Source organism: Streptococcus dentapri (assembly GCF_042649885.1).
Lineage (GTDB): Bacteria > Bacillota > Bacilli > Lactobacillales > Streptococcaceae > Streptococcus > Streptococcus dentapri.
The window spans coordinates 1-19,300 of sequence record NZ_JBHSAC010000023.1 but is presented as its reverse complement, the minus strand read 5'-3'; the positions used below and the strand labels follow the sequence as shown (position 1 = coordinate 19,300).

Below are 19,300 nucleotides of genomic sequence, written 5' to 3'. Positions count from 1 at the left end.
TTAGTATACTCCTAAACAGAGCAAAAAGCTCTTAGAAATGCAATTCCAAGAGCTTTGTCTTCAGTCTGAGACGATTGGAGCAATCTCCAATCGTCTTTATTTGTTTTGCTCTCAAAAAGCTGCTAGATTCAGGGCATGCTGAGCCGCTAAATTCAGTAAGCTCCATTGTCGGTCAAATCTAGGTTGGAAGAAGAAATCAGCCTGAGCCAAATCTTCTAAGGTCATTTTGTGAGCAATGGCCAGAGAAAGAATATTCCCTTGAGCTGTGATATCGTACTTAGATAGGACTGCTCCCCCAAGAATCTGATACGTTAGAGGATCAAACGTTAAGCTAACATAAACTTTCGGATTATCAGTCTCGGGAATGTAAGCAGGGCGCAGACGATCCTCATATATGCTCGTTTGATAACGCGATAAACCAGCTTTCTTGGCTGAAAAAGCATTGAGACCGCTAGTTGCAAACTGATAATCAAAAATACTAAGAGCTGACGAGCCGACAACTCCTTGAAAAGCCTGACTGGGTTTCGTCTCAAATAAATGCTTGACCAGATACTGGGCTTCACGACGAGCCGTTGTTGCTAAAGCGATAGGAAGAGGTTTCCCCGCAGGAATTGACAAAGGCAAGACAGCATCACCAATGGCATAGACATCCGCTAGACTGGTCCGGAAATATTCATCTATCTTGATAAAACCACCGGATTCCAACTCAAGCGTCCCTTGCAGCCAGTCTGTATTGGGCTTAACACCTGCTGCTATAATGACCAGATCAGCTTTGATATCGCCTTTATCAGTCTTAAGACTTTCTATTTTATTGTTTCCTTGGAAACTCTCGACCTTAGCTCCCATGTGCAGCCTAACACCATTTCTCTCCAACTCAGGCTCCAGCACATCAATTAGTTCTGGATTCAGATAAGTTCCCAAAGGACGATCAATAACATCAACCAGTGTAACCTTTTTGCCCTTGCTAGCAAAAGCAGCAACAGCCTCCAATCCAATATAGCCAGCTCCGACGACCACAACATCTTGAATAACGTCTGACTCCAAAGCATCCTTAATTTTACTAGCCCAATCATAGCCGCGCATTAAATAGATGTTTTCAAGTTCAGCACCCGGTACAGGCAGCGTGGTCGGTTTAACACCGGAACTTAGGATCAATTTATCATAAGCAACTTCTTTGTCCTGATCTAATTTTAGATCCTTAACAGTGACAGTCTTACGATCAGCATTGATGGCTGTGACCTGATGATTGTTGACGACTTTTCCGCCTCGTTTTTCCAGGTCAGCTGGTGCAAAATTGCGCACATCATCCTTGGCTGTCACCTTGTCTGTTAGGTAGAGCTCCATACCACAGGACATGAATGACACAAAGTCACCCGCTTCATAAATCGTAACATCAACCTCTGAATAACGATCCAGCAACTCTATAGCAGATTCGTGCCCGCCATGCGAGGCTCCGACAATAACAACTTTTGATTTGCTCATAAATTTACCTCCTTGTGAGCGTCCTTGTTGACACCTTCATTCTACTCTACCGGAGTATAATTTTCAAACGATTCATACTGTCAATTTATCTAGCATTCCCTATACTCTCAACAGGGCACAACCAGCTAATTGGGATAAGGAGCATAATACAAAAAAGCTGAGAAAATCAGCTTTTTCTACAGCTAAGTTAGGTTTTACAAACATTCCAAAATCGTATCCCAAGCTTCATCATAGCCTTGACGGGTTTCGGATGAAAAGACGATAAAATGGTCATCTGCGTCAAAATTCAGAGCCTCTTTGATGGCAGCTGCGTGTTTATTCCATTTACCGCGTGGGACCTTATCGGCCTTGGTTGCCACTATAATGACAGGAAGCTCATAATATTTGAGAAAGTTATACATCTGAATATCATCTGCAGTCGGGGCATGACGCAGGTCAACTAAACTGACAACCACGCGCAGATTGTCGCGCGTTACCAGATACTCTTCAATCATCTTCCCCCATTTAGCCCGTTCCTTTTTAGACACTCGAGCGTAGCCATAACCAGGGACATCAACGAAGCGAAGTTTATCGTCAATATTATAAAAATTCAACAACTGGGTCTTCCCCGGTTTTCCTGAAGTACGTGCTAAATTTTTACGATCGAGCAAGGTATTGATAAAACTGGATTTGCCAACATTAGAACGACCGGCCAAGGCCACCTCTGGCAGATCATCCTGCGGATAGTGAGACTTATTTGCTGCACTCAGTAAAATAGAAGCATTGTGGGTATTTAAAACTTGTTCTTCTGCCACGGCTCTCTCCTAAGCTGTCTTCAGAATTGGTTTATCCGTGCCATCAACTGCTGCCTTAGTTACACGAACACTGGTCACTTCTTCCTGACTTGGAATTTCAAACATGATATCCATCATCGTTTCTTCAATGATGGAGCGCAATCCACGCGCACCAGTTTTACGTTCAATAGCCTTAGCAGCAATTGTCTCAAGAGCTTCCTGATCAAATTCCAAATCCACACCATCATAAGATAAAAGCGTCCTGTACTGTTTAACCAAGGAATTTTTAGGCTCTGTTAAAATACGAACCAAATCATCAATGCTCAGCTGTTCAAGGGCAGCTAAAACTGGCAAACGTCCAATAAATTCAGGAATTAAGCCGAATTTTTGGATATCTTCCGAAATGATTTGTTGCATATAAGAAACGTCATCGTCAAGATTTTTATTATTTTGACCAAATCCGATAACCTTTTCACCCAGACGTTGTTTGACGATATCTTCAATACCATCAAAGGCACCACCTACAATAAAGAGGATATTTTTGGTATCAATTTGAATCATTTCTTGATTAGGATGCTTACGACCACCTTGAGGCGGTACACTAGCTACTGTTCCTTCAATAATCTTCAATAGGGCCTGTTGCACTCCTTCGCCCGAGACATCACGGGTAATAGACACATTCTCCCCTTTTTTGGCAATCTTATCAATTTCATCAACATAGATGATCCCACGTTCAGCCCTTTCGATATTAAAATCAGCTGCCTGAATCAGTTTGAGGAGGATATTTTCAACATCTTCTCCAACATAACCAGCTTCAGTCAAGGCGGTTGCATCAGCAATGGCAAATGGTACATTGAGACTCTTTGCCAAGGTTTGGGCTAAAAAGGTTTTTCCTGAACCGGTTGGACCAATCATGAGGATATTGGATTTCTGTAAATCCACATCATCATCGCGACTGCTTTCAACAAAGCTAATACGCTTGTAATGATTATAGACGGCTACCGTTAAAGCTTTTTTAGCACGATCTTGACCAATCACATAGTCATCCAATATCTGTAATAACTCTTGCGGCTTGGGAACTTCCGTCAAATCTGCCAGAACTTCTTCTGCCAGCTCCTCTTTGATAATCTCCTGCGAGAGTGCTACACATTCATTACAGATAAAAACACCATTACCTGCGATAATTTTTTTAACTTCCGTCTGGTTCTTGCCGCAAAACGAACAATAAACCATTACATCATTTGGATTATCTGCCATAATTTATCGATTTCCCTCTTCCTAAAAAAGTGTGCCATAGAAGGCATGGATAGTATTGATAAGGTTAGTCAAAGCGTTGAGGAGAAAAAGCGTTCCCAGACCATAACGATTTTTGCGAAATGCAGGAAGAGCACAGAGCACACAAATGATGCCTAACAGTGCTGTAAAAACGCCAAAAATACTTCTTTGCATGAATAATAAATTCCTTATCTTATCTTATCTTAATTAGTTTTGAAATAGTAAAATCATAAGGGTTCTTGTCATCCTTGGGATAGGTTTCCTCAGAAATCAAATTAAATTGATCTTGCTGAATTTCCGGAAAATACGCATCTCCCTGAAAAGCTGCATGGATATGAGTTTTGACTAAGGCATCATAGTAGTCCCTAAAGGTCTGATAAACTCCTGAACCACCTGCAATATAAAGATCCTTGTCTTGTTGATCAAACCAAGTTAGAACCTCTTCTACACTGGAGACGGTCTTAACCCCCTTGACTTGATAGTTCTGATCGTGAGTTAAAATCAGAATCTTACGACCAGGTAAAATACGTCGTCCCATACCATCGAAAGTCTTTCGTCCCATCAGAACAGCCTGTCCCATGGTCGTTCTTTTAAAATGGGCAAGTTCCGCCGGTAAATGCCAGGGCATGGTCTGATTAGCTCCAATCAGATGATTATCATCCTCTGCCCAAATCGCAATGATTTTCTTTTCTTTATTAAGTGTGTCCATCGTTTTTATTTTATCAGAATTTAAACAAAAATGCATTTGAAAAAATTCAAAAGCATTTTTATCTTATTTCCTTAGCTTATCGGCTTTTAGACTAGTATTAAATCGCCAAGTCAAATTTGATTTGAGGTCTCACTGGATCATAGTCAAGCAATTCAAAATCCTCTGGTTTAATATCGAAGAAATTAGTGCCATCCGGAACATTCAAAACCAAATGCGGCTGACAGTCTGTCGGTTGGCGATTCAAAAGTTCCTGGGCTTGTTCAAATTGATTGTCGTAAATGTGAAGATTGTTAATGAAATAAAAGAATTTACCGACCTTCCAGCCAAAGTGCTTAGCAATCATCATCTGTAATGCTACATACTGCATGGCGTTGATATGGTGAGCTACCAGCATATCATTTGAACGCTGGGTCAGCGTTGCATCCAGATAAATATCCTCACCTATTCGGCGCACATCAAACATAGTTTGAAAGGCACAAGGATAGAGACCTTCAGAGTTTTCAAATGCCTCATAATCCCAGAGCGAAATAACATTACGGCGGTTCCAAGGGTTATCTTCCAACTGCTTGAGAATTTTATTGATGATATCGTGCTTTTTGACAATGGCACCATACCGCTCACCAATCGTCTTTGTTTCACCAACTTCCCAATCATTCCAATATTTAACCTTGTATTTATCATTCAAAATAGATAGATCATTACTTTGGTCCTGATAGATCCAGAAAATCTCCTTGATAGCTGATTTAATCGCAATTGGGCGCAGGGTGGTAATAGGAAATTCTCCCTTTGCTAAATCATATTCTGCAAAAGAACCTGTAATGTATTTTGAATTAGCAGTCCGACCGTCCTTATATTTAGGGCGAGCTTGTTCCGACCAGGTGCCTTGCTCCATTATTGTTTGGATATTATCTTTAAAAATCTTATCTGCTTTTGTCATTTCATTTCCTCTTTTTATTTCACTGCTATTATTCTAGCTGAAAATGATTAAAATTACTACTAAAAATATCCAGAGTCCAACTGGAGACTGATTTTATGGGTTTAGCACTAATTCAAATTTTTTTCATAAGCCTTTTATGTCATTTATGTTACAATGGAAGCATATAGAACAATTACAACAGAAGGGATACTTATGATCGTAGGAATTGATAAGATTGGTTTTGCGACAGCTAAATATAAACTTGATATGACTGATTTAGCTACAGCTCGCGCAACCGATCCCAATAAGTATTCGATAGGCTTGATGCTGGATACTCTCAGCATCGCTCCTATTACTGAAGATATCGTCACCTTAGGTGCCGCCGCTGCTGAAAAAATCCTTACTAGTGAGGACAAGGCAAATATCGATATGGTCATTCTGGCCACCGAATCAGGTATTGATCAAAGTAAAGCAGCTGCCGTATTTGTACATGCTCTATTGGGCATCCAGCCCTTTGCCCGCAGCATTGAAATCAAAGAAGCATGTTACAGTGCCACCGCGGCTCTCAACTATGCTAAACTACACGTCACTGTCCATCCCCAATCAAAAGTTCTAGTGATTGCTAGCGATATCGCTAAGTATGGTCTCCACACTTCCGGCGAACCAACTCAAGGAGCAGGTGCTATCGCTATGCTGGTTACAAGCCAACCGCGTATCCTAGCCTTCAATGATGACAATATAGCCCAAACTCGTGATGTCATGGATTTTTGGCGACCCAATTATTCTACTACTCCCTTCGTTCAGGGAATGTTTTCGACTAAGCAATATTTAGATAGCTTAAAAACAACTTGGCAAGAATATCAGAAACGTCAAGGGCTATCTTTGGATGACTTTTCAGCCTTTTGCTTTCATGTCCCCTATCCAAAACTTGCTAATAAAGGTCTCAATAAACTATTAGATAAATCAGTATCTGATAAAGCCAAAGAAAGATTAGTTCAAAATTTTGAGGATTCTATTATTTATAGCCGTAAAATTGGTAATATCTATACTGGCTCACTCTATCTCTGTTTCCTATCCTTATTGGAAAACACGCAGTCACTGAAAGCAGGCAATCGTATCGGATTTTTCAGCTACGGTTCAGGTGCCGTCTCCGAAATTTTCAGCGGCAACTTGGTTGCTGGTTTCAACGGCATGCTCAAGTATGACCACTTGACAGAAATTGACGATCGTATTCTTCTCAGTGTGGATGACTATGAAAAACTCTTTTTTGAAGAACTCCAACTTGATGCTGATGGCAATGCTAATTTCGCAGATTATCAAACTCATACCTTTGCTCTTGACAGCATCATTGAACATCAACGTCGTTATAGAAAGAATTAAAATATGAGTAATAAGTCCCAACATCATCCTCCTAATAAAAACCGCAACATCCATAATCTACTAGCGGTTATTGCCTTCATTTTTGTCATCGGTTCCTTAGCCTATCTGTTTAAAATACACAGTAGCAATCCTAGTCGCCTTCTAAAGGCAGAATCATCCAGCCAGACCAATCAGACAGCTAAAAAATCTTTTGAAAACGAGCAAGACCAAGAAAATGATCAAGACAATATCAACTGGAAAAAACAAGACGAAACCGTCAAGGTCCCTATTTTAATGTATCATGCTATCCATGTTATGGCAGATTCTGAATCTGGAAGTGCCAACCTGATTGTTGCTCCAGATACCTTTGAAAGCCATATCAAATCCCTGTCTGAGCAGGGCTACTACTTCCTGACACCAGAGGAAGCCTATAAGGTATTATCAGAAAATGTTCTGCCTAATGGCAATAAGAAAATTATTTGGCTGACCTTTGATGATGGGGATGCTGATTTCTATACTAATGCCTATCCTATTATGAAAAAATATAAAGCCCGAGGCAGCAACAATATCATCACCAGTTACATTGGCAAGGAAGGCTTTTTGACAGTTGATCAACTTAAAGAAATGAAAAAAAATGGGATGTCTTTCCAAAGCCACACGGTTAATCATCCTGATTTATCAGCTACTTCTGACAATGAACAGGGAACCGAGCTTACTGAGTCTAAATCTTGGCTCGATAGCACATTGAATCAGGATACTATAGCTCTTGCTTATCCTTCTGGTCGCTATACTGACACCAGCTTATCTCTCGCGGAAAAACTGGGATATAAAATGGCAGTGACTACCAACGAAGGATTGGCAAGCGCCGAAAATGGTCTCTACGCTCTTAATCGTGTCCGCATTTTACCAACAACATCACCAGATGATCTACTTTCAACTATTTCTTGGTAAATAAAAAAACCTAGGGATTTTATGACAACCCCTAGGTGTTTTTTATCATCAAAACTTATTTAGTGAAATCTAGCACCTTACGACCTTGAATAGCACCTGCTTCCATTTCAGCAAATACTTCTGGTGCCGTATCAACCGCTACTTTTTCAACAACTGGTACAACCAATCCTTGAGCACCGAAGTCAAAAGCTTCTTCCAAATCTTTACGAGTGCCAACGAGTGAACCTACAACACGAATACCATCAAGAACCGTCTTAACAATGCTGAGTTCCATGTATTCTGATGGGAGACCGACTGCTACAACTGTACCTCCTGCACGAACACTATCAACAGCTTGGTTGAAAGCTACTTTAGAAACAGCCGTTACAATTGCACCGTGGCAACCACCAGTTTTTTCTTGGATATAACCAGCGACATCATCAACTTCTTTACCATTGACAACAATATCAGCACCGACTTTCTTAGCCAATTCTAACTTATCCGAATTGATATCAATAGCAACAACATGCGCATTGAAAACTTTTTTAGCATATTGTACCGCTAAATTACCTAAACCACCTGCACCATAGACAGCAATCCATTGACCAGGTGCTGCACCGGCTTCTTTAATAGCCTTATAAGTTGTTACACCAGCACAGGTAATAGATGATGCTTGGGCAGGATCTAATCCTTCTGGTACTTTTACAGCATAGTCTGCAGTGACAACAGCATATTCACTCATACCGCCATCAACACTATAGCCCGCATTTTTTACTGATCGGCAGAGTGTTTCACGACCTGTTGTACAGTATTCACAGTGACCACAACCTTCGAAGAACCAAGCGATAGAAACTCGATCACCAACTCTCAGAGAATCAACACCTTCACCGACTTCTTTGACGATACCGATTCCTTCGTGACCCAAGATACGTCCTGGAACTTGACCGAAATCACCGTGTGCTACATGCAAGTCCGTATGACAGACACCACAATACTCAACCTCTACCAAGGCTTCACCATGTCCAATAGTTGGCATCTCATGGTTGACTATTTCAACGCCGTTTGAAGCTTGATTTACAACAACCGCTTTCATAATATTTCCTCCAATACTATCGTTTGAATTCGCTTACAAATACATTGTACAATTTCTCACAAAATTGTCAAGAATTTTAAGTAGTCATAATTCAGTCCAAAAGCCCCAGTTGCTTGAATGCCTTAGAGAGACCATCTTCTTCAACATTATCTGTTACCATATTAGCCATAGCACGGATTTCTGGGCCCCCATTTCCCATAGAAACACCATAAGCGCAATATTTTAACATAGGAATATCAATTTCCGCATCCCCGAAAGCGATGGTATCTGCTCGGTCAACTCCCAGATGGGACAGTAGAACATCAATAGCATGAGACTTATCAATGTCCTTGACGCCAAGATCACCGAAAAGTGCTGTCTCACTGCGCCCACCCCAAGTATTGGCTTCTAATTGTGGAAAGGCTGCCTTGGAATCCAAATAGTCTTGATAAGAATGGAGGACAAAGCTAACTTTATTAAGATCATTGCGATAGAGTTGGCCGCCAAAAATTATCCCGTGTATGACGTCTTCAACCTGCAGATCTTTGACCTCTTCAGCATCCTTTCCCTTGCCGAGAAGATAGGCTTGTGCAGTCGCACGTGCACTTTCGCGAAAATTGGGACTGGCAAAAAGACCATTATTGCTTTCTAGATAGAAAGGCAGACCACGTTCTGTCAACCAATCAACAATGGCATGACTATCTCTTTCGGAAATCAATTGATGCATAATCACTTGCCCCTGATCTTCCACATAAGAACCATTACCACCAATCATGCCATCAATTCCAATATCCCAAATCTCCGGCTGCATTTCAGCTCGGCTACGCCCAGTACAAACATAGATACGGTGCCCCTTTTCACGCGCCTGTCGAATAGCTAGGATTGCACTCTCAGGAATGTGGTTATGATAATCCACCAGAGTGCCATCCACATCTAAAAAAATAATTTTACTCATATTATTTACCTCATTAAATTGATCTTATTACAATTATATCTCCAAAGCTATGGCTTTTCTTGCAAAATCTACTGTTAAACTAATACTATTCTCTTATTGAAGGGGACACTAAGAATTTCTCCAAGTTTTAAAACAAGCTAGTTGCTTTTTGAAACCAAAATGACTATGATAAAACTATGACTACTCATCAATCCCCAGAAGAGTTTCTAACTCTTCTTCCCTATCGCCTTGCTTTTTATGATAGAAATTTACAACTGATTTATAGTAACAATCAGCCAGATGGTTCTTTTTTCCTAGAAGCTGATGAGCAAACCTTACCTCAATGGATTTGGGAAGCCCTGCAACAAGCATCTGAGAAAGCACTTTTTCTCCCTCTGGCCAATGATAGCTTTGATCAGATTTTAATTCAGAGCTATCAGGCGCTTTACGATGCCGATGGAAATTTTCGGGGAGTTGTTAGCTATATCCAAGACTTTCAACCCGTGTTGAGCACTTATTTAAAAGAATCTGGTCAGGCACTTGTCGGCTGGTCTGATACAACATCAGGTGCTTCTATTAAAGACAAATCATAAAAACTGGGTACTTTGTCCCAGTTTTTATGATTTGTCTTTAGTCCAATGCTTGAGCTGCCGTGATGATAGCTAATTTATAAATATCTTCAGCGCTAGAGCCTCGCGACAAATCATTGACTGGTTTATTGAGTCCCTGAAGGATTGGTCCCACTGCTTCAAACATTCCTAAGCGCTGAGCAATCTTATAGCCGATATTGCCAGACTGAAGATCTGGGAAAATAAAGACATTTGCCTGACCGGCAACATCACTATCAGGTGCCTTGATAGCTGCTGTTGATGGAACAAAGGCTGCATCAAACTGCAATTCGCCGTCCAAAGCTAAATCTGGAGTCATTTCCTTGGCCAGTCTTGTCGCTTCGCGAACCTTTTGCGCCTGAGGTGCTTGCGCACTGCCTTTGGTTGAGAAGCTGAGCAAGGCAATCCTAGGATCTAGATCAAAAATCTTAGCGGTATCTGCTGTATTGACAGCAATTTCGGCCAACTCTTGAGCGCTAGGGTCAATATTAATAGCACAGTCAGCGAAGACAAGGCGTTCATTTGTATTTTCACGATTCATCAAGAAAACCCCTGATGTCCGTGAAATACCTGGTTTGGTCTTGATGATTTGTAGTGCTGGACGAACCGTATCAGCGGTCGAATGAATTGCTCCCGACACCATACCATCTGCCAAACCCATTTTAACCAGCATGACACCAAAGTAGTTGACATCATGCAACAAGCGGTCTGCATCTTCAGGTTCTACCTTACCCTTACGCAATTCCAGAAAGAGTTCTTTCATCTTATCAAAATCTTGATAGGTTTCAGGGTTCAAGATAGTGTAGTCCTGATTAGCAAAGCCAAATTGCTTGAGTAAACCAGTCACATCATCAGGATTTCCTAAGATAATTGGATCAACTAGCCCTTCAAATTTCAAGCGGGCAACAGCACGTACAACCCTCTCATCATTCCCTTCTGGAAAAACAATCTTGACGTTTTTTCCTGCCAACTTGCTTCTTAATTCACCAAATAAACTGCGTATCATAATGGGATTAACCTTCTATTCTATTTAGTTTGCAAATTCATGATAACGTTTTCAAAATCATCTGTCAAGCCAGAGGCAAATTCCATCTTCTTTCCCGTATAGGGATTTATAAAACTTAGAGAATGACAATGCAGGGCCTGACGTTCAATCCCATAATTCATAGAACCACCATACAAATCATCCCCCAGCAAGGGTTGGCCGATATGGGCAAAGTGCACACGAATCTGATGAGTACGGCCGGTTTGGAGTTTGATATCAACTAATTTAACATGACCAAAACGCTCTATAATACAATAGCTAGTATGCGCATATTTCCCCGATGGATGAACATGACGAGTCACAATACTATCTTCATCACGTGCAATAGGAGCAATGATTTCACCACTATTTTCAAGCTCTCCTTCTCCTTCAACCAGAGCATAGTAACGCTTCTCAATCATCTTGGCTTGCAGCTGTTTGTCCATACGCGCATGAGCATAGCCATGTTTAGCAAAAAGCATCAACCCACTAGTATCCTTATCTAAGCGAGTCACAATATGCACCTGTTGATTGGGATAATTCTGCTCTAAGTAGTAGGCTTTTACAAAATTGGCCATCGTATTCGAGTGGAGGACACTGGGAATACTAGCATAGCCATAAGGCTTATCAAGCACCAAAAAATGCTCATCTTCGTAGATAATAGCGAGATCGTATTTAACGGGGAGCAACCCTTGATTTAAATCAATTTCATTGGGAATATCGATGGTAACTTTATCACCAACCTCCAATAAATAAATGGCATTTTGTTCAATGCCATTTACCCAAATATTACCACCTTTAAATTTAATCTTAGCCAACAACCCTTTCGAAACATCATGACCCTTTAGAAAAGTTTTTACCTTACAGCGTCTATCGGCTACAAATTCAAACCTCACTCGTCCACCTCACCGATAAAAGCATCCTTAACCCTCTCCCAGAAACCAATATGGCTGGGAGTTGACAGAAAACTAATTTTTTTATCATCCAAGAAAAATTCCATCTTAGCGACATTGCGATAGCTAAAAGATTTATTGTCAATCGAAACCGTATACGAACCCACACGCTTAGGCTCAATAGTAACGGTTTCACCTTTAGGAATAATAATAGAACTTCCCAAGGTTCGATAGACACGATTGTTGAGACTGGCAATTTCTGTCATCTGAAAGGCCTCTACCGTTGGATGTAAGACAGCCCCACCGATGGATTTATTATAAGCTGTACTCCCCGTTGGAGTAGATACAGTAATGCCATCACCACGAAAACGCTCAAGTTGGGTCCCATTGATGGCTACATCGGCCACCATCGTTTTTTCAATACGGCGCAAACTCGCTTCATTCAACGCGCGAGCAGTCACGATCCGACCATCAGCTGTGGTAACAGTCACGCGCAAAAGAGGGTAGGAAATTTTTTCACCCCTATCCAAGCGTAAATTTTTTAAAAATTCATCAACTTCAAAGTCACGGTAATCCGTATAGAATCCAAGATGACCTGTATGAATTCCCACAAAGCGCACCTTATCCAAGGCTTTTTCATACATATGAAAGACGGATAAGAGCATCCCATCACCACCAATAGAAATAACAATATCTGGATTGTCCTTGCTAAGATAAAAATTAGGATCATGTTTCAGCGCACTAAAAATTTTCGATGCGATACGCTTGCTCTGGTACTTACCATTAGCAATAATAGCTACTCTAGACTTACCTGTATAATTCATCTGTGTCATCACTATTTCCTACACCATCACTAAGTTTTCTATTTTCTGCATCAAATAAAAGCTGAGCTTCCTTGATATCATCGCGAATCTTACGCATTTCTTCATCTAATTCGCGGGCAATGCGCGAGGTTATCTCCAAACGCTGCTTGATTTCTTCAGGAAAATCACCCTTGTACTTATAATTTAAGGAATGCTCGATAGTTGCCCAGAAATTCATGGCCAAAGTCCGAATTTGGATCTCAGCCAAAACCTTTTCTTGGCCAATAATTGTATCCACCGGGTACTCAATAATAACGTGATAAGACCGATAGCCGCTTGCCTTGCGATTGTTGATATAATCTCTTTCCTGCACAATACGCATATCCTGACGATGCCGAATCAAATCCAGAACCTCCTGAACATCATCGACAAATTGGACCATAATGCGAACACCTGCAATATCCTGCATGTCTTCAGCGAGATGCTCTTCTTTAATTCCTCTCAAGTGCATCTTTTCTTTAATACTTTCAACAGGTTTTACGCGACCTGTGACAAATTCAATTGGAGAATGGCGGTTCTGTTTGCGAAATTGTTTGCGGATACCGCGAAATTTAATCTTTAATTCACCAACAGTCTGAATATAGGGGTCTAAAAAGGTTTCCCATTCCATATCTAGCTTTATTACGAACTCCTGTTTTTTTAAGATATTTTACAGTCAAACCTTGTAAAAAATCTTGCTTTTTTATAGAATTGATTTAAGTACCATTATATCACAAAAAGGCTTATAAAGGAAAAGCAAGATGAATCATTTGGAAATTGAGTACAAGACCATGCTTAATAAGGCAGAATTTAATCGCATGGAATCCTTGTTTTCTCATATTGCTCCTATCACTCAGACCAATTATTATTTCGATACGGACGACTATTCCATGCGTAAACATCACCTCTCTCTTAGAATCCGTACTTTTGACAAGGGAGCCGAAATGACACTCAAGATTCCAAAAAAGGTGGGAACATTGGAACACAATATTGAACTGACCCGCGATCAGGCACGCGCCATCATTACCTCAACCTGCGATTTCCCTGATAATGTCATCAGTGATTTGATCCGCCAAAGCGGAGTTGACTGCTCCAAACTCAAAAATCTAGGACATCTGACAACCATCCGCCGCGAAAAACAAACTGCCATTGGCCTCATGGCTTTGGATAAAAACAATTACGCCAGCCGTATCGACTATGAATTAGAGTTGGAAGTTAAAGATGCCGATAAAGGAAAGGCAGATTTTGAGGCCTTCTTAGTTGAACAAGGAATTGAGCTCAAATACGCTAAAAGTAAAGTTGCTCGTTTTTGCTCAACCTTAAATATCAAAGATTAATTTCATCGGAAGAAAAGGCTGAAAGTTTCAGCCTTTTTTGGTACAATAAGAAATATCAAGTTAATAAAGGAGCCATTCAATCATGGTAGAAAGTAGCACCCCAAAACTGTTCGCATTGACCTCTAACGCCCCAATTGCAGAGAAAATTTCTAAAGTTACTGGCATTAAGCTCAGCAAATTATCTTCCAGACAATTTTCCGATGGGGAAATCATGATTAACATTGAGGAAAGTGTGCGTGGCTTTGACATTTATATCATCCAATCCACCAGCTTTCCGGTCAATGACAATCTTTGGGAGCTGCTCATCATGATTGATGCTTGTAAACGTGCCAGTGCTAATTCGGTCAATGTTATCATGCCTTATTTTGGGTATGCACGTCAGGATCGCATTGCTCAACAACGAGAACCAATCACTGCTAAACTTGTTGCTAATATGTTGGTTAAGGCCGGAGTCGATCGAATTTTAACTCTGGACCTTCATGCTGTCCAAGTGCAAGGCTTCTTTGATATCCCTGTTGATAATCTTTTCACTGTTCCACTTTTTGCCGATCGCTATATTCATATGGGCTTGACGGGTTCAGATGTTGTGGTCGTCAGCCCCAAGAATTCAGGTATCAAACGTGCTCGTAGTCTAGCTGAATACCTCGATGCTCCGATTGCTATCATTGACTATGATCAAGATGATGCCAATCGTGAAGAAGGCTATATTATTGGTGAGGTTGCTGGCAAGAAAGCCATCCTAATCGATGATATTCTAAATACCGGTAAGACCTTCGCTGAAGCTGCTAAGATTGTTGAACGTGAAGGGGCTTCTGAGATTTATGCTGTTGCTAGTCATGGTCTCTTTGCCGGGGGAGCGGCCGATATTTTGGAGGTGGCTCCAATCAAGGAAATTTTGATAACCGATTCTGTTGCCACTAAAGAACGCATCAGCAGTAATGTGAGCTATATTTCAGCTAGTGATTTGATCGGTAAGGCCATTACCCGTATTCATAATCATCAACCACTCAGCCCACTCTTTACCTATACTTCAAACGAGGACTAATTATGATTTATCTCGATAATGCTGCGACAACTCCTTTGACCCCAGGTGTTATCGAATCTATGACGACAGTCATGACCGAGAATTTTGGCAATCCATCCAGCCTTCATAGCTACGGACGAAAAGCCAATCATCTTCTACGGGATAACCGTTTTACTATTGCTAAAATTTTAGCAACCCAACCTAAAAATATTATTTTTACATCCGGTGGTACTGAAAGCAATAATATGGCTATTCAAGGCTATGCTTTGGCCAATCAAGACAAGGGAAAACATCTGATTACAACTGCTATTGAACACCATTCGGTACTGCGTCTCATGGACTATCTGGAAAAGCGCTTCGGTTTTGAGGTGACCCATCTTCAGCCGGATCAGGAAGGGAAAATTACACCTGCTTCACTTAAGTCAGCCTTACGAGATGATACGATTCTAGTCAGTACTATGTTTGCTAACAATGAAACTGGTGATCTTTTACCAATTGCTGAATTCGGTAAACTGTTGGCCAATCATCAAGCAGTCTTCCACGTAGATGCAGTTCAGGCAATCGGCAAAATGGAAATCCATCCCGAAGAACTGGGCGTTGACTTTCTATCAGCTTCTGCCCATAAATTTCATGGGCCTAAGGGAGTAGGATTCTTATTTACCCAACCTCATCACATGGATAGTCTCCTACATGGTGGTGAGCAAGAAATTAAACGCCGAGCCAGCACCGAAAATATGATTGGTATCACGGGCATGGCACATGCACTCAAGGAAAGTGAGCAGAATCTAGAAGCTAATACCCAGAAGGTGGGGCAACTTCGCTCAGACTTTTTTAGTGAATTAGAAGCCATGGATTACTATCTCAATGGCAGTGAGCAAACCATACCTCAGGTCATCAGCATCGGTTTCCCTGGCATTGACAACGGACTCCTTTTAACACAACTAGATCTAGCAGGTTTTGCCGTTTCAACCGGATCAGCCTGTACTGCTGGTACAGTCGACCCTAGCCATGTCTTGAGTGCCCTCTATGGTACTGATTCACCGAGGCTCAAAGAGTCTATTCGTATCAGTCTCTCAGAGCTAAATACCAGCCAAGAACTGAAACAATTAGCAACCAAATTAAAAGAAATTATAGGATAAACATTATGGCTTTTGAAAAAACAATCCATTTGGACGATTGCAAGTATAGTTATACTATCAGTCCAGCTATTAAAAAATATACCCTACGTGATACAACTTTTGTTGAAAACAAGTTGGGGCATTATGAATTCAACCGCCTCTTGGAGGAAGTTCCAAATTCAGGGAATGGTTTTCCTGTCAAAATTATAATCAATAAGGACCTTAGTTCATTCAAATTAAGTATTACAGATCAGTCTGGTCTTCGCTTAGTCAATATCTTTAAATCCGATAAGATGAACATTATTCAGGATAAGTTCTATTTCCTTATGGATAGCTTGGTAGAACGAGATATTTTTACCAAGGAAGAAAGTTGATTGAGCCTTACTTAGATAAAAAAATCCTATATTTCAATAGGATTTTTTTATCACTATTTTGTTGCAGTTTTCACAAACTTGTTCTAAAATAACTAATAGGAAATTATTTATTAGGGAGGATAGAGAGATGAGCATTGATAAATCTATTCCAAGGGCGACAGCCAAACGTTTATCGCTCTACTACCGCACTTTTAAGCGTTTTCATGCCGAAAATATTGAAAAAGCTAGTTCTAAGCAGATAGCCGAAGCTATTGGGATTGACTCTGCAACTGTTCGTCGCGACTTCTCCTATTTTGGAGAATTAGGACGGCGCGGTTTTGGTTACGATGTCAAAAAACTAATGGACTTCTTCGCAGATATTCTCAATGATCATTCTATCACCAATGTCGCTTTGGTAGGGTGCGGTAATATGGGAAGGGCATTGCTCCACTATCGTTTCCATGAGCGTAATAAAATGCAGATTATTATGGCATTTGATACCGATGATAATGAACTTGTCGGCACCAAGACAGACGATAGCATTCCAATCTATGGTATCTCTACCATCAAAGAAAGGCTTGAGGGATCTGACTGTCACACCGCTATTTTAACAGTTCCCAGCCTTAAAGCACAGGAGGTTGCCAATCTCTTAGTTAAGGCTGGTATCAAGGGAATCTTGAGCTTTTCTCCTGTCAACCTCAATCTCCCCAGGGGCGTTTTTGTTCAATATGTTGATTTAACCAGCGAACTTCAAACCCTACTTTATTTTATGAATCAGGATCATTAGGAGGATTTTCATGCTGAGAAAACCTATTATTGGTATTACAACAAATGAAAGGCCTAATCCCACCGATGATATTCCTTGGAGTTATGCCCCTACTGGCTTTGTCCAAGGTGTCAAAAAGGCTGGTGGGATTCCCCTTTTGCTGCCGATTGGCACAGTTGAAGAAGCTAAACTTTATGTCTCGATGGTTGACAAAATCTTGCTCATCGGCGGTCAAAATGTAACCCCTGAATTTTACCATGAAGACAATGAAGCTACCGATGATGATTTTCTGTACTCACGTGATGTCTTTGAATTTGCCATTATTGATGAAGCTATACGTCAGGAAAAACCTATCTTCTCTGTCTGTCGGGGTACACAGCTGATGAATGTTGCTCTAGGTGGCAACCTCAATCAGGATATTGAGAATCATTGGCAAGATAAACCTTCTGACTATCTTTACCATGATATGACAGTTAAGGAAGATAGTAAGCTAGCCCAAATCTACGGTCATAAAACTGCTATCAATTCCTTCCATCACCAAAGCATAAAAGAGCTGTCTCCCTTCTTGGATGTGATTGCTGAAGATCCTTATGACAATACTATTGAGGCGGTACAATCTAATCATCCAGATATTCACTTTCTCGGTGTCCAATGGCATCCTGAATTACTGATTGGAAACCGTCAGGCTGACCAAGAACTCTTTGATTACTTTGTCAATGAACTCTAAACAATAAAATCTGTTTCTTCACGAAAGCTATAATAATGATCTGACCCAACGATGATGTGATCTAGGAATACCACTCCTAAATCTTCACAGCATCGTTTTATTTTTTTCGTAAAACTAATATCATGGTGACTAGGATCGGTCTCACCAGAAGGATGATTATGCACAACAATCAGGGAAGTTGCCATATATTTACAGGCATGATGCAAAATTTCCCTAGGTTCTGCGATAGAACGACGAACACTACCGATAAAAATCGTCTGTTGCTTAATCAAACGATTTTGAGTATCTAGATAAAGTGCCACCAGATGCTCCTGCCGTTTATCTCGCAGCTCTTCCATCATTTTCCTAGCCAAACGATCACTAGAAATAATTCTTTCAGATTTTCCACCTACTGTTTGATTGACTCTCTTGGCAAATTCCAGCATGGCTTTTATTTCAATTGACTTGACCTTGCCTATTCCTGTAATGGAACGCAACTCTTCCAGAGACAGAGAACGAAAATCCTCTAGGCTGCCAACACTTTCTAAAATGGTATTCGCCAAAGTGAGGACATGCTTCTGTTTAGTACCTGTTCTTAATAAAATTGCCAGCAATTCCTGATTGCTGAGTTGCTCCGCCCCTAGCTTGGCTAAACGCTCCCTCGGGCGCATTGCTTCTTCTTGAATTTCAACCGTATACATAATTACCTCCTATCTTTCTATCCGTAAGTCAGCCAAAAAAAGAGTGTGGGACAAGTCAGTAAATTGTGATAAAATCACAATTTTGATTTTATCGTCCTGACTTTTTCTACACGGTTGATTAGTCCTTTCATTAATCTGGTAAAGCTAGAGCAAGTTATAACCACCCGTGAAAACGGGTGGCTTGTACACCGGCTATAAGCCGTTTCTCTCCAGCGACGTCTAAAGACGTTCGCTGAACTTCGTTCAGGTTAGTGCTATAATTACTTGACTAATGCCCGTAACAACGGGCTTTTATCTCGTTCTAAAACTGCCATCTGAAAATGGATCTTCATACTCTTTGACACTCAAGAATCAAGTGCGATGTCATTGAACAACTAATCTCCCAGATTAGTTGTTTACTCGCGAACATATTTCGCAACTGTCTTTTCATTCAGTCCAACGGTACTAACATAGTAGCCTCTAGCCCAAAACTTTCGAT

22 protein-coding genes and 1 pseudogene are annotated in these 19,300 nt (G+C 40.8%); 9 read left to right on the top strand and 14 right to left on the bottom strand.

All coding sequences use genetic code 11. The features are described from left to right. Window positions 1–111 precede the first annotated feature (111 nt). From ACFOSE_RS02625 to ACFOSE_RS02600, 6 genes are all read right to left on the bottom strand, one after another. Window positions 112–1,482, bottom strand: coding sequence for an FAD-dependent oxidoreductase (locus ACFOSE_RS02625; RefSeq protein WP_380430145.1), 1,371 nt, complete (start codon window positions 1,480–1,482; stop codon window positions 112–114). Between the two features lie 194 nt (window positions 1,483–1,676). Continuing rightward, window positions 1,677–2,276 carry a ribosome biogenesis GTP-binding protein YihA/YsxC gene (gene yihA / locus ACFOSE_RS02620; RefSeq protein ID WP_380430142.1) on the bottom strand — a complete coding sequence of 200 codons (600 nt, stop codon included), beginning with the start codon at window positions 2,274–2,276 and terminating at the stop codon, window positions 1,677–1,679. 9 nt (window positions 2,277–2,285) lie between these two features. Beyond that, complete coding sequence (gene clpX, locus ACFOSE_RS02615) at window positions 2,286–3,512, bottom strand: ATP-dependent Clp protease ATP-binding subunit ClpX (protein WP_380430139.1); 1,227 nt, start codon at window positions 3,510–3,512, stop codon at window positions 2,286–2,288. Window positions 3,513–3,533: 21 nt separating this feature from the next. After that, entirely contained in the window at window positions 3,534–3,704 is a 171-nt protein-coding gene (locus ACFOSE_RS02610; protein ID WP_380430136.1) for a hypothetical protein, read from the bottom strand. 19 nt (window positions 3,705–3,723) lie between these two features. Beyond that, complete coding sequence (locus tag ACFOSE_RS02605) at window positions 3,724–4,239, bottom strand: dihydrofolate reductase (protein WP_380430133.1); 516 nt, start codon at window positions 4,237–4,239, stop codon at window positions 3,724–3,726. Window positions 4,240–4,336: 97 nt separating this feature from the next. Then, window positions 4,337–5,176: a thymidylate synthase gene (locus ACFOSE_RS02600; RefSeq protein ID WP_380430129.1), complete on the bottom strand. Its 840-nt coding sequence runs from the start codon at window positions 5,174–5,176 to the stop codon at window positions 4,337–4,339. A gap of 192 nt (window positions 5,177–5,368) precedes the next feature. On the opposite strand from ACFOSE_RS02600, the gene ACFOSE_RS02595 reads away from it, so the two are divergent. Together ACFOSE_RS02595 and ACFOSE_RS02590 are read left to right on the top strand one after the other, a co-directional pair. Then, window positions 5,369–6,535: a hydroxymethylglutaryl-CoA synthase gene (locus ACFOSE_RS02595; protein WP_380430126.1), complete on the top strand. Its 1,167-nt coding sequence runs from the start codon at window positions 5,369–5,371 to the stop codon at window positions 6,533–6,535. A gap of 3 nt (window positions 6,536–6,538) precedes the next feature. After that, complete coding sequence (locus tag ACFOSE_RS02590) at window positions 6,539–7,465, top strand: polysaccharide deacetylase family protein (protein ID WP_380430123.1); 927 nt, start codon at window positions 6,539–6,541, stop codon at window positions 7,463–7,465. A gap of 55 nt (window positions 7,466–7,520) precedes the next feature. Here ACFOSE_RS02590 and adhP read toward each other — a convergent pair whose 3' ends face one another. Together adhP and ACFOSE_RS02580 are read right to left on the bottom strand one after the other, a co-directional pair. Then, on the bottom strand, window positions 7,521–8,537 hold the full coding sequence (gene adhP / locus ACFOSE_RS02585; protein WP_380430121.1) for an alcohol dehydrogenase AdhP: 1,017 nt from the start codon (window positions 8,535–8,537) through the stop codon (window positions 7,521–7,523). Between the two features lie 91 nt (window positions 8,538–8,628). Further along, window positions 8,629–9,471, bottom strand: coding sequence for a Cof-type HAD-IIB family hydrolase (locus ACFOSE_RS02580; RefSeq protein WP_380430118.1), 843 nt, complete (start codon window positions 9,469–9,471; stop codon window positions 8,629–8,631). A 176-nt stretch (window positions 9,472–9,647) separates the two neighbouring features. On the opposite strand from ACFOSE_RS02580, the gene ACFOSE_RS02575 reads away from it, so the two are divergent. Further along, a complete protein-coding gene (locus ACFOSE_RS02575) occupies window positions 9,648–10,043 on the top strand; it encodes a sodium transporter (protein ID WP_380430115.1) in 396 nt (131 codons plus the stop codon). Between the two features lie 37 nt (window positions 10,044–10,080). Here the strand turns inward: ACFOSE_RS02575 and pta are convergent, their stop codons facing one another. Genes pta through ACFOSE_RS02555 form a run of 4 tightly spaced genes read right to left on the bottom strand, consistent with a single transcriptional unit; the run spans window position 10,081 to window position 13,448 of the window. Then, window positions 10,081–11,064, bottom strand: coding sequence for a phosphate acetyltransferase (pta, locus tag ACFOSE_RS02570; RefSeq protein WP_380430112.1), 984 nt, complete (start codon window positions 11,062–11,064; stop codon window positions 10,081–10,083). 20 nt (window positions 11,065–11,084) lie between these two features. Next, complete coding sequence (locus ACFOSE_RS02565) at window positions 11,085–11,978, bottom strand: RluA family pseudouridine synthase (protein ID WP_380430109.1); 894 nt, start codon at window positions 11,976–11,978, stop codon at window positions 11,085–11,087. Beyond that, a complete protein-coding gene (locus ACFOSE_RS02560) occupies window positions 11,975–12,808 on the bottom strand; it encodes an NAD kinase (RefSeq protein WP_380430106.1) in 834 nt (277 codons plus the stop codon). Before ACFOSE_RS02560 ends, ACFOSE_RS02565 begins: the two co-directional genes overlap by 4 nt. Continuing rightward, a complete protein-coding gene (locus tag ACFOSE_RS02555; protein ID WP_380430103.1) occupies window positions 12,783–13,448 on the bottom strand; it encodes a GTP pyrophosphokinase in 666 nt (221 codons plus the stop codon). Before ACFOSE_RS02555 ends, ACFOSE_RS02560 begins: the two co-directional genes overlap by 26 nt. Window positions 13,449–13,578: 130 nt before the next feature. Here ACFOSE_RS02555 and ACFOSE_RS02550 point away from each other — a divergent pair, with 130 nt between their 5' ends. The 6 genes from ACFOSE_RS02550 to ACFOSE_RS02525 all read left to right on the top strand — a co-directional run bounded on the left by ACFOSE_RS02550 (window position 13,579) and on the right by ACFOSE_RS02525 (window position 18,142). Continuing rightward, window positions 13,579–14,154 carry a CYTH domain-containing protein gene (locus ACFOSE_RS02550; RefSeq protein ID WP_380430100.1) on the top strand — a complete coding sequence of 192 codons (576 nt, stop codon included), beginning with the start codon at window positions 13,579–13,581 and terminating at the stop codon, window positions 14,152–14,154. A gap of 82 nt (window positions 14,155–14,236) precedes the next feature. Continuing rightward, complete coding sequence (locus ACFOSE_RS02545; RefSeq protein WP_380430097.1) at window positions 14,237–15,199, top strand: ribose-phosphate diphosphokinase; 963 nt, start codon at window positions 14,237–14,239, stop codon at window positions 15,197–15,199. A 2-nt stretch (window positions 15,200–15,201) separates the two neighbouring features. Further along, window positions 15,202–16,317 carry a cysteine desulfurase family protein gene (locus tag ACFOSE_RS02540; RefSeq protein ID WP_380430095.1) on the top strand — a complete coding sequence of 372 codons (1,116 nt, stop codon included), beginning with the start codon at window positions 15,202–15,204 and terminating at the stop codon, window positions 16,315–16,317. 5 nt (window positions 16,318–16,322) lie between these two features. Continuing rightward, window positions 16,323–16,670 (top strand): DUF1831 domain-containing protein, encoded by a 348-nt coding sequence (locus ACFOSE_RS02535; protein WP_380430092.1) that lies wholly within the window; start codon window positions 16,323–16,325, stop codon window positions 16,668–16,670. A 127-nt stretch (window positions 16,671–16,797) separates the two neighbouring features. Then, window positions 16,798–17,436: a redox-sensing transcriptional repressor Rex gene (locus ACFOSE_RS02530; RefSeq protein ID WP_380430089.1), complete on the top strand. Its 639-nt coding sequence runs from the start codon at window positions 16,798–16,800 to the stop codon at window positions 17,434–17,436. Between the two features lie 10 nt (window positions 17,437–17,446). Continuing rightward, window positions 17,447–18,142, top strand: coding sequence for a gamma-glutamyl-gamma-aminobutyrate hydrolase family protein (locus ACFOSE_RS02525; protein ID WP_380430086.1), 696 nt, complete (start codon window positions 17,447–17,449; stop codon window positions 18,140–18,142). Here the strand turns inward: ACFOSE_RS02525 and radC are convergent. Both radC and ACFOSE_RS02515 read right to left on the bottom strand, forming a co-directional pair. Next, window positions 18,139–18,822 (bottom strand): RadC family protein, encoded by a 684-nt coding sequence (gene radC / locus ACFOSE_RS02520; protein ID WP_380430083.1) that lies wholly within the window; start codon window positions 18,820–18,822, stop codon window positions 18,139–18,141. The two genes, ACFOSE_RS02525 and radC, sit on opposite strands and share 4 nt — an antisense overlap. A 291-nt stretch (window positions 18,823–19,113) precedes the next feature. Beyond that, window positions 19,114–19,300: pseudogene (locus ACFOSE_RS02515) on the bottom strand (hypothetical protein); the annotation flags it as partial.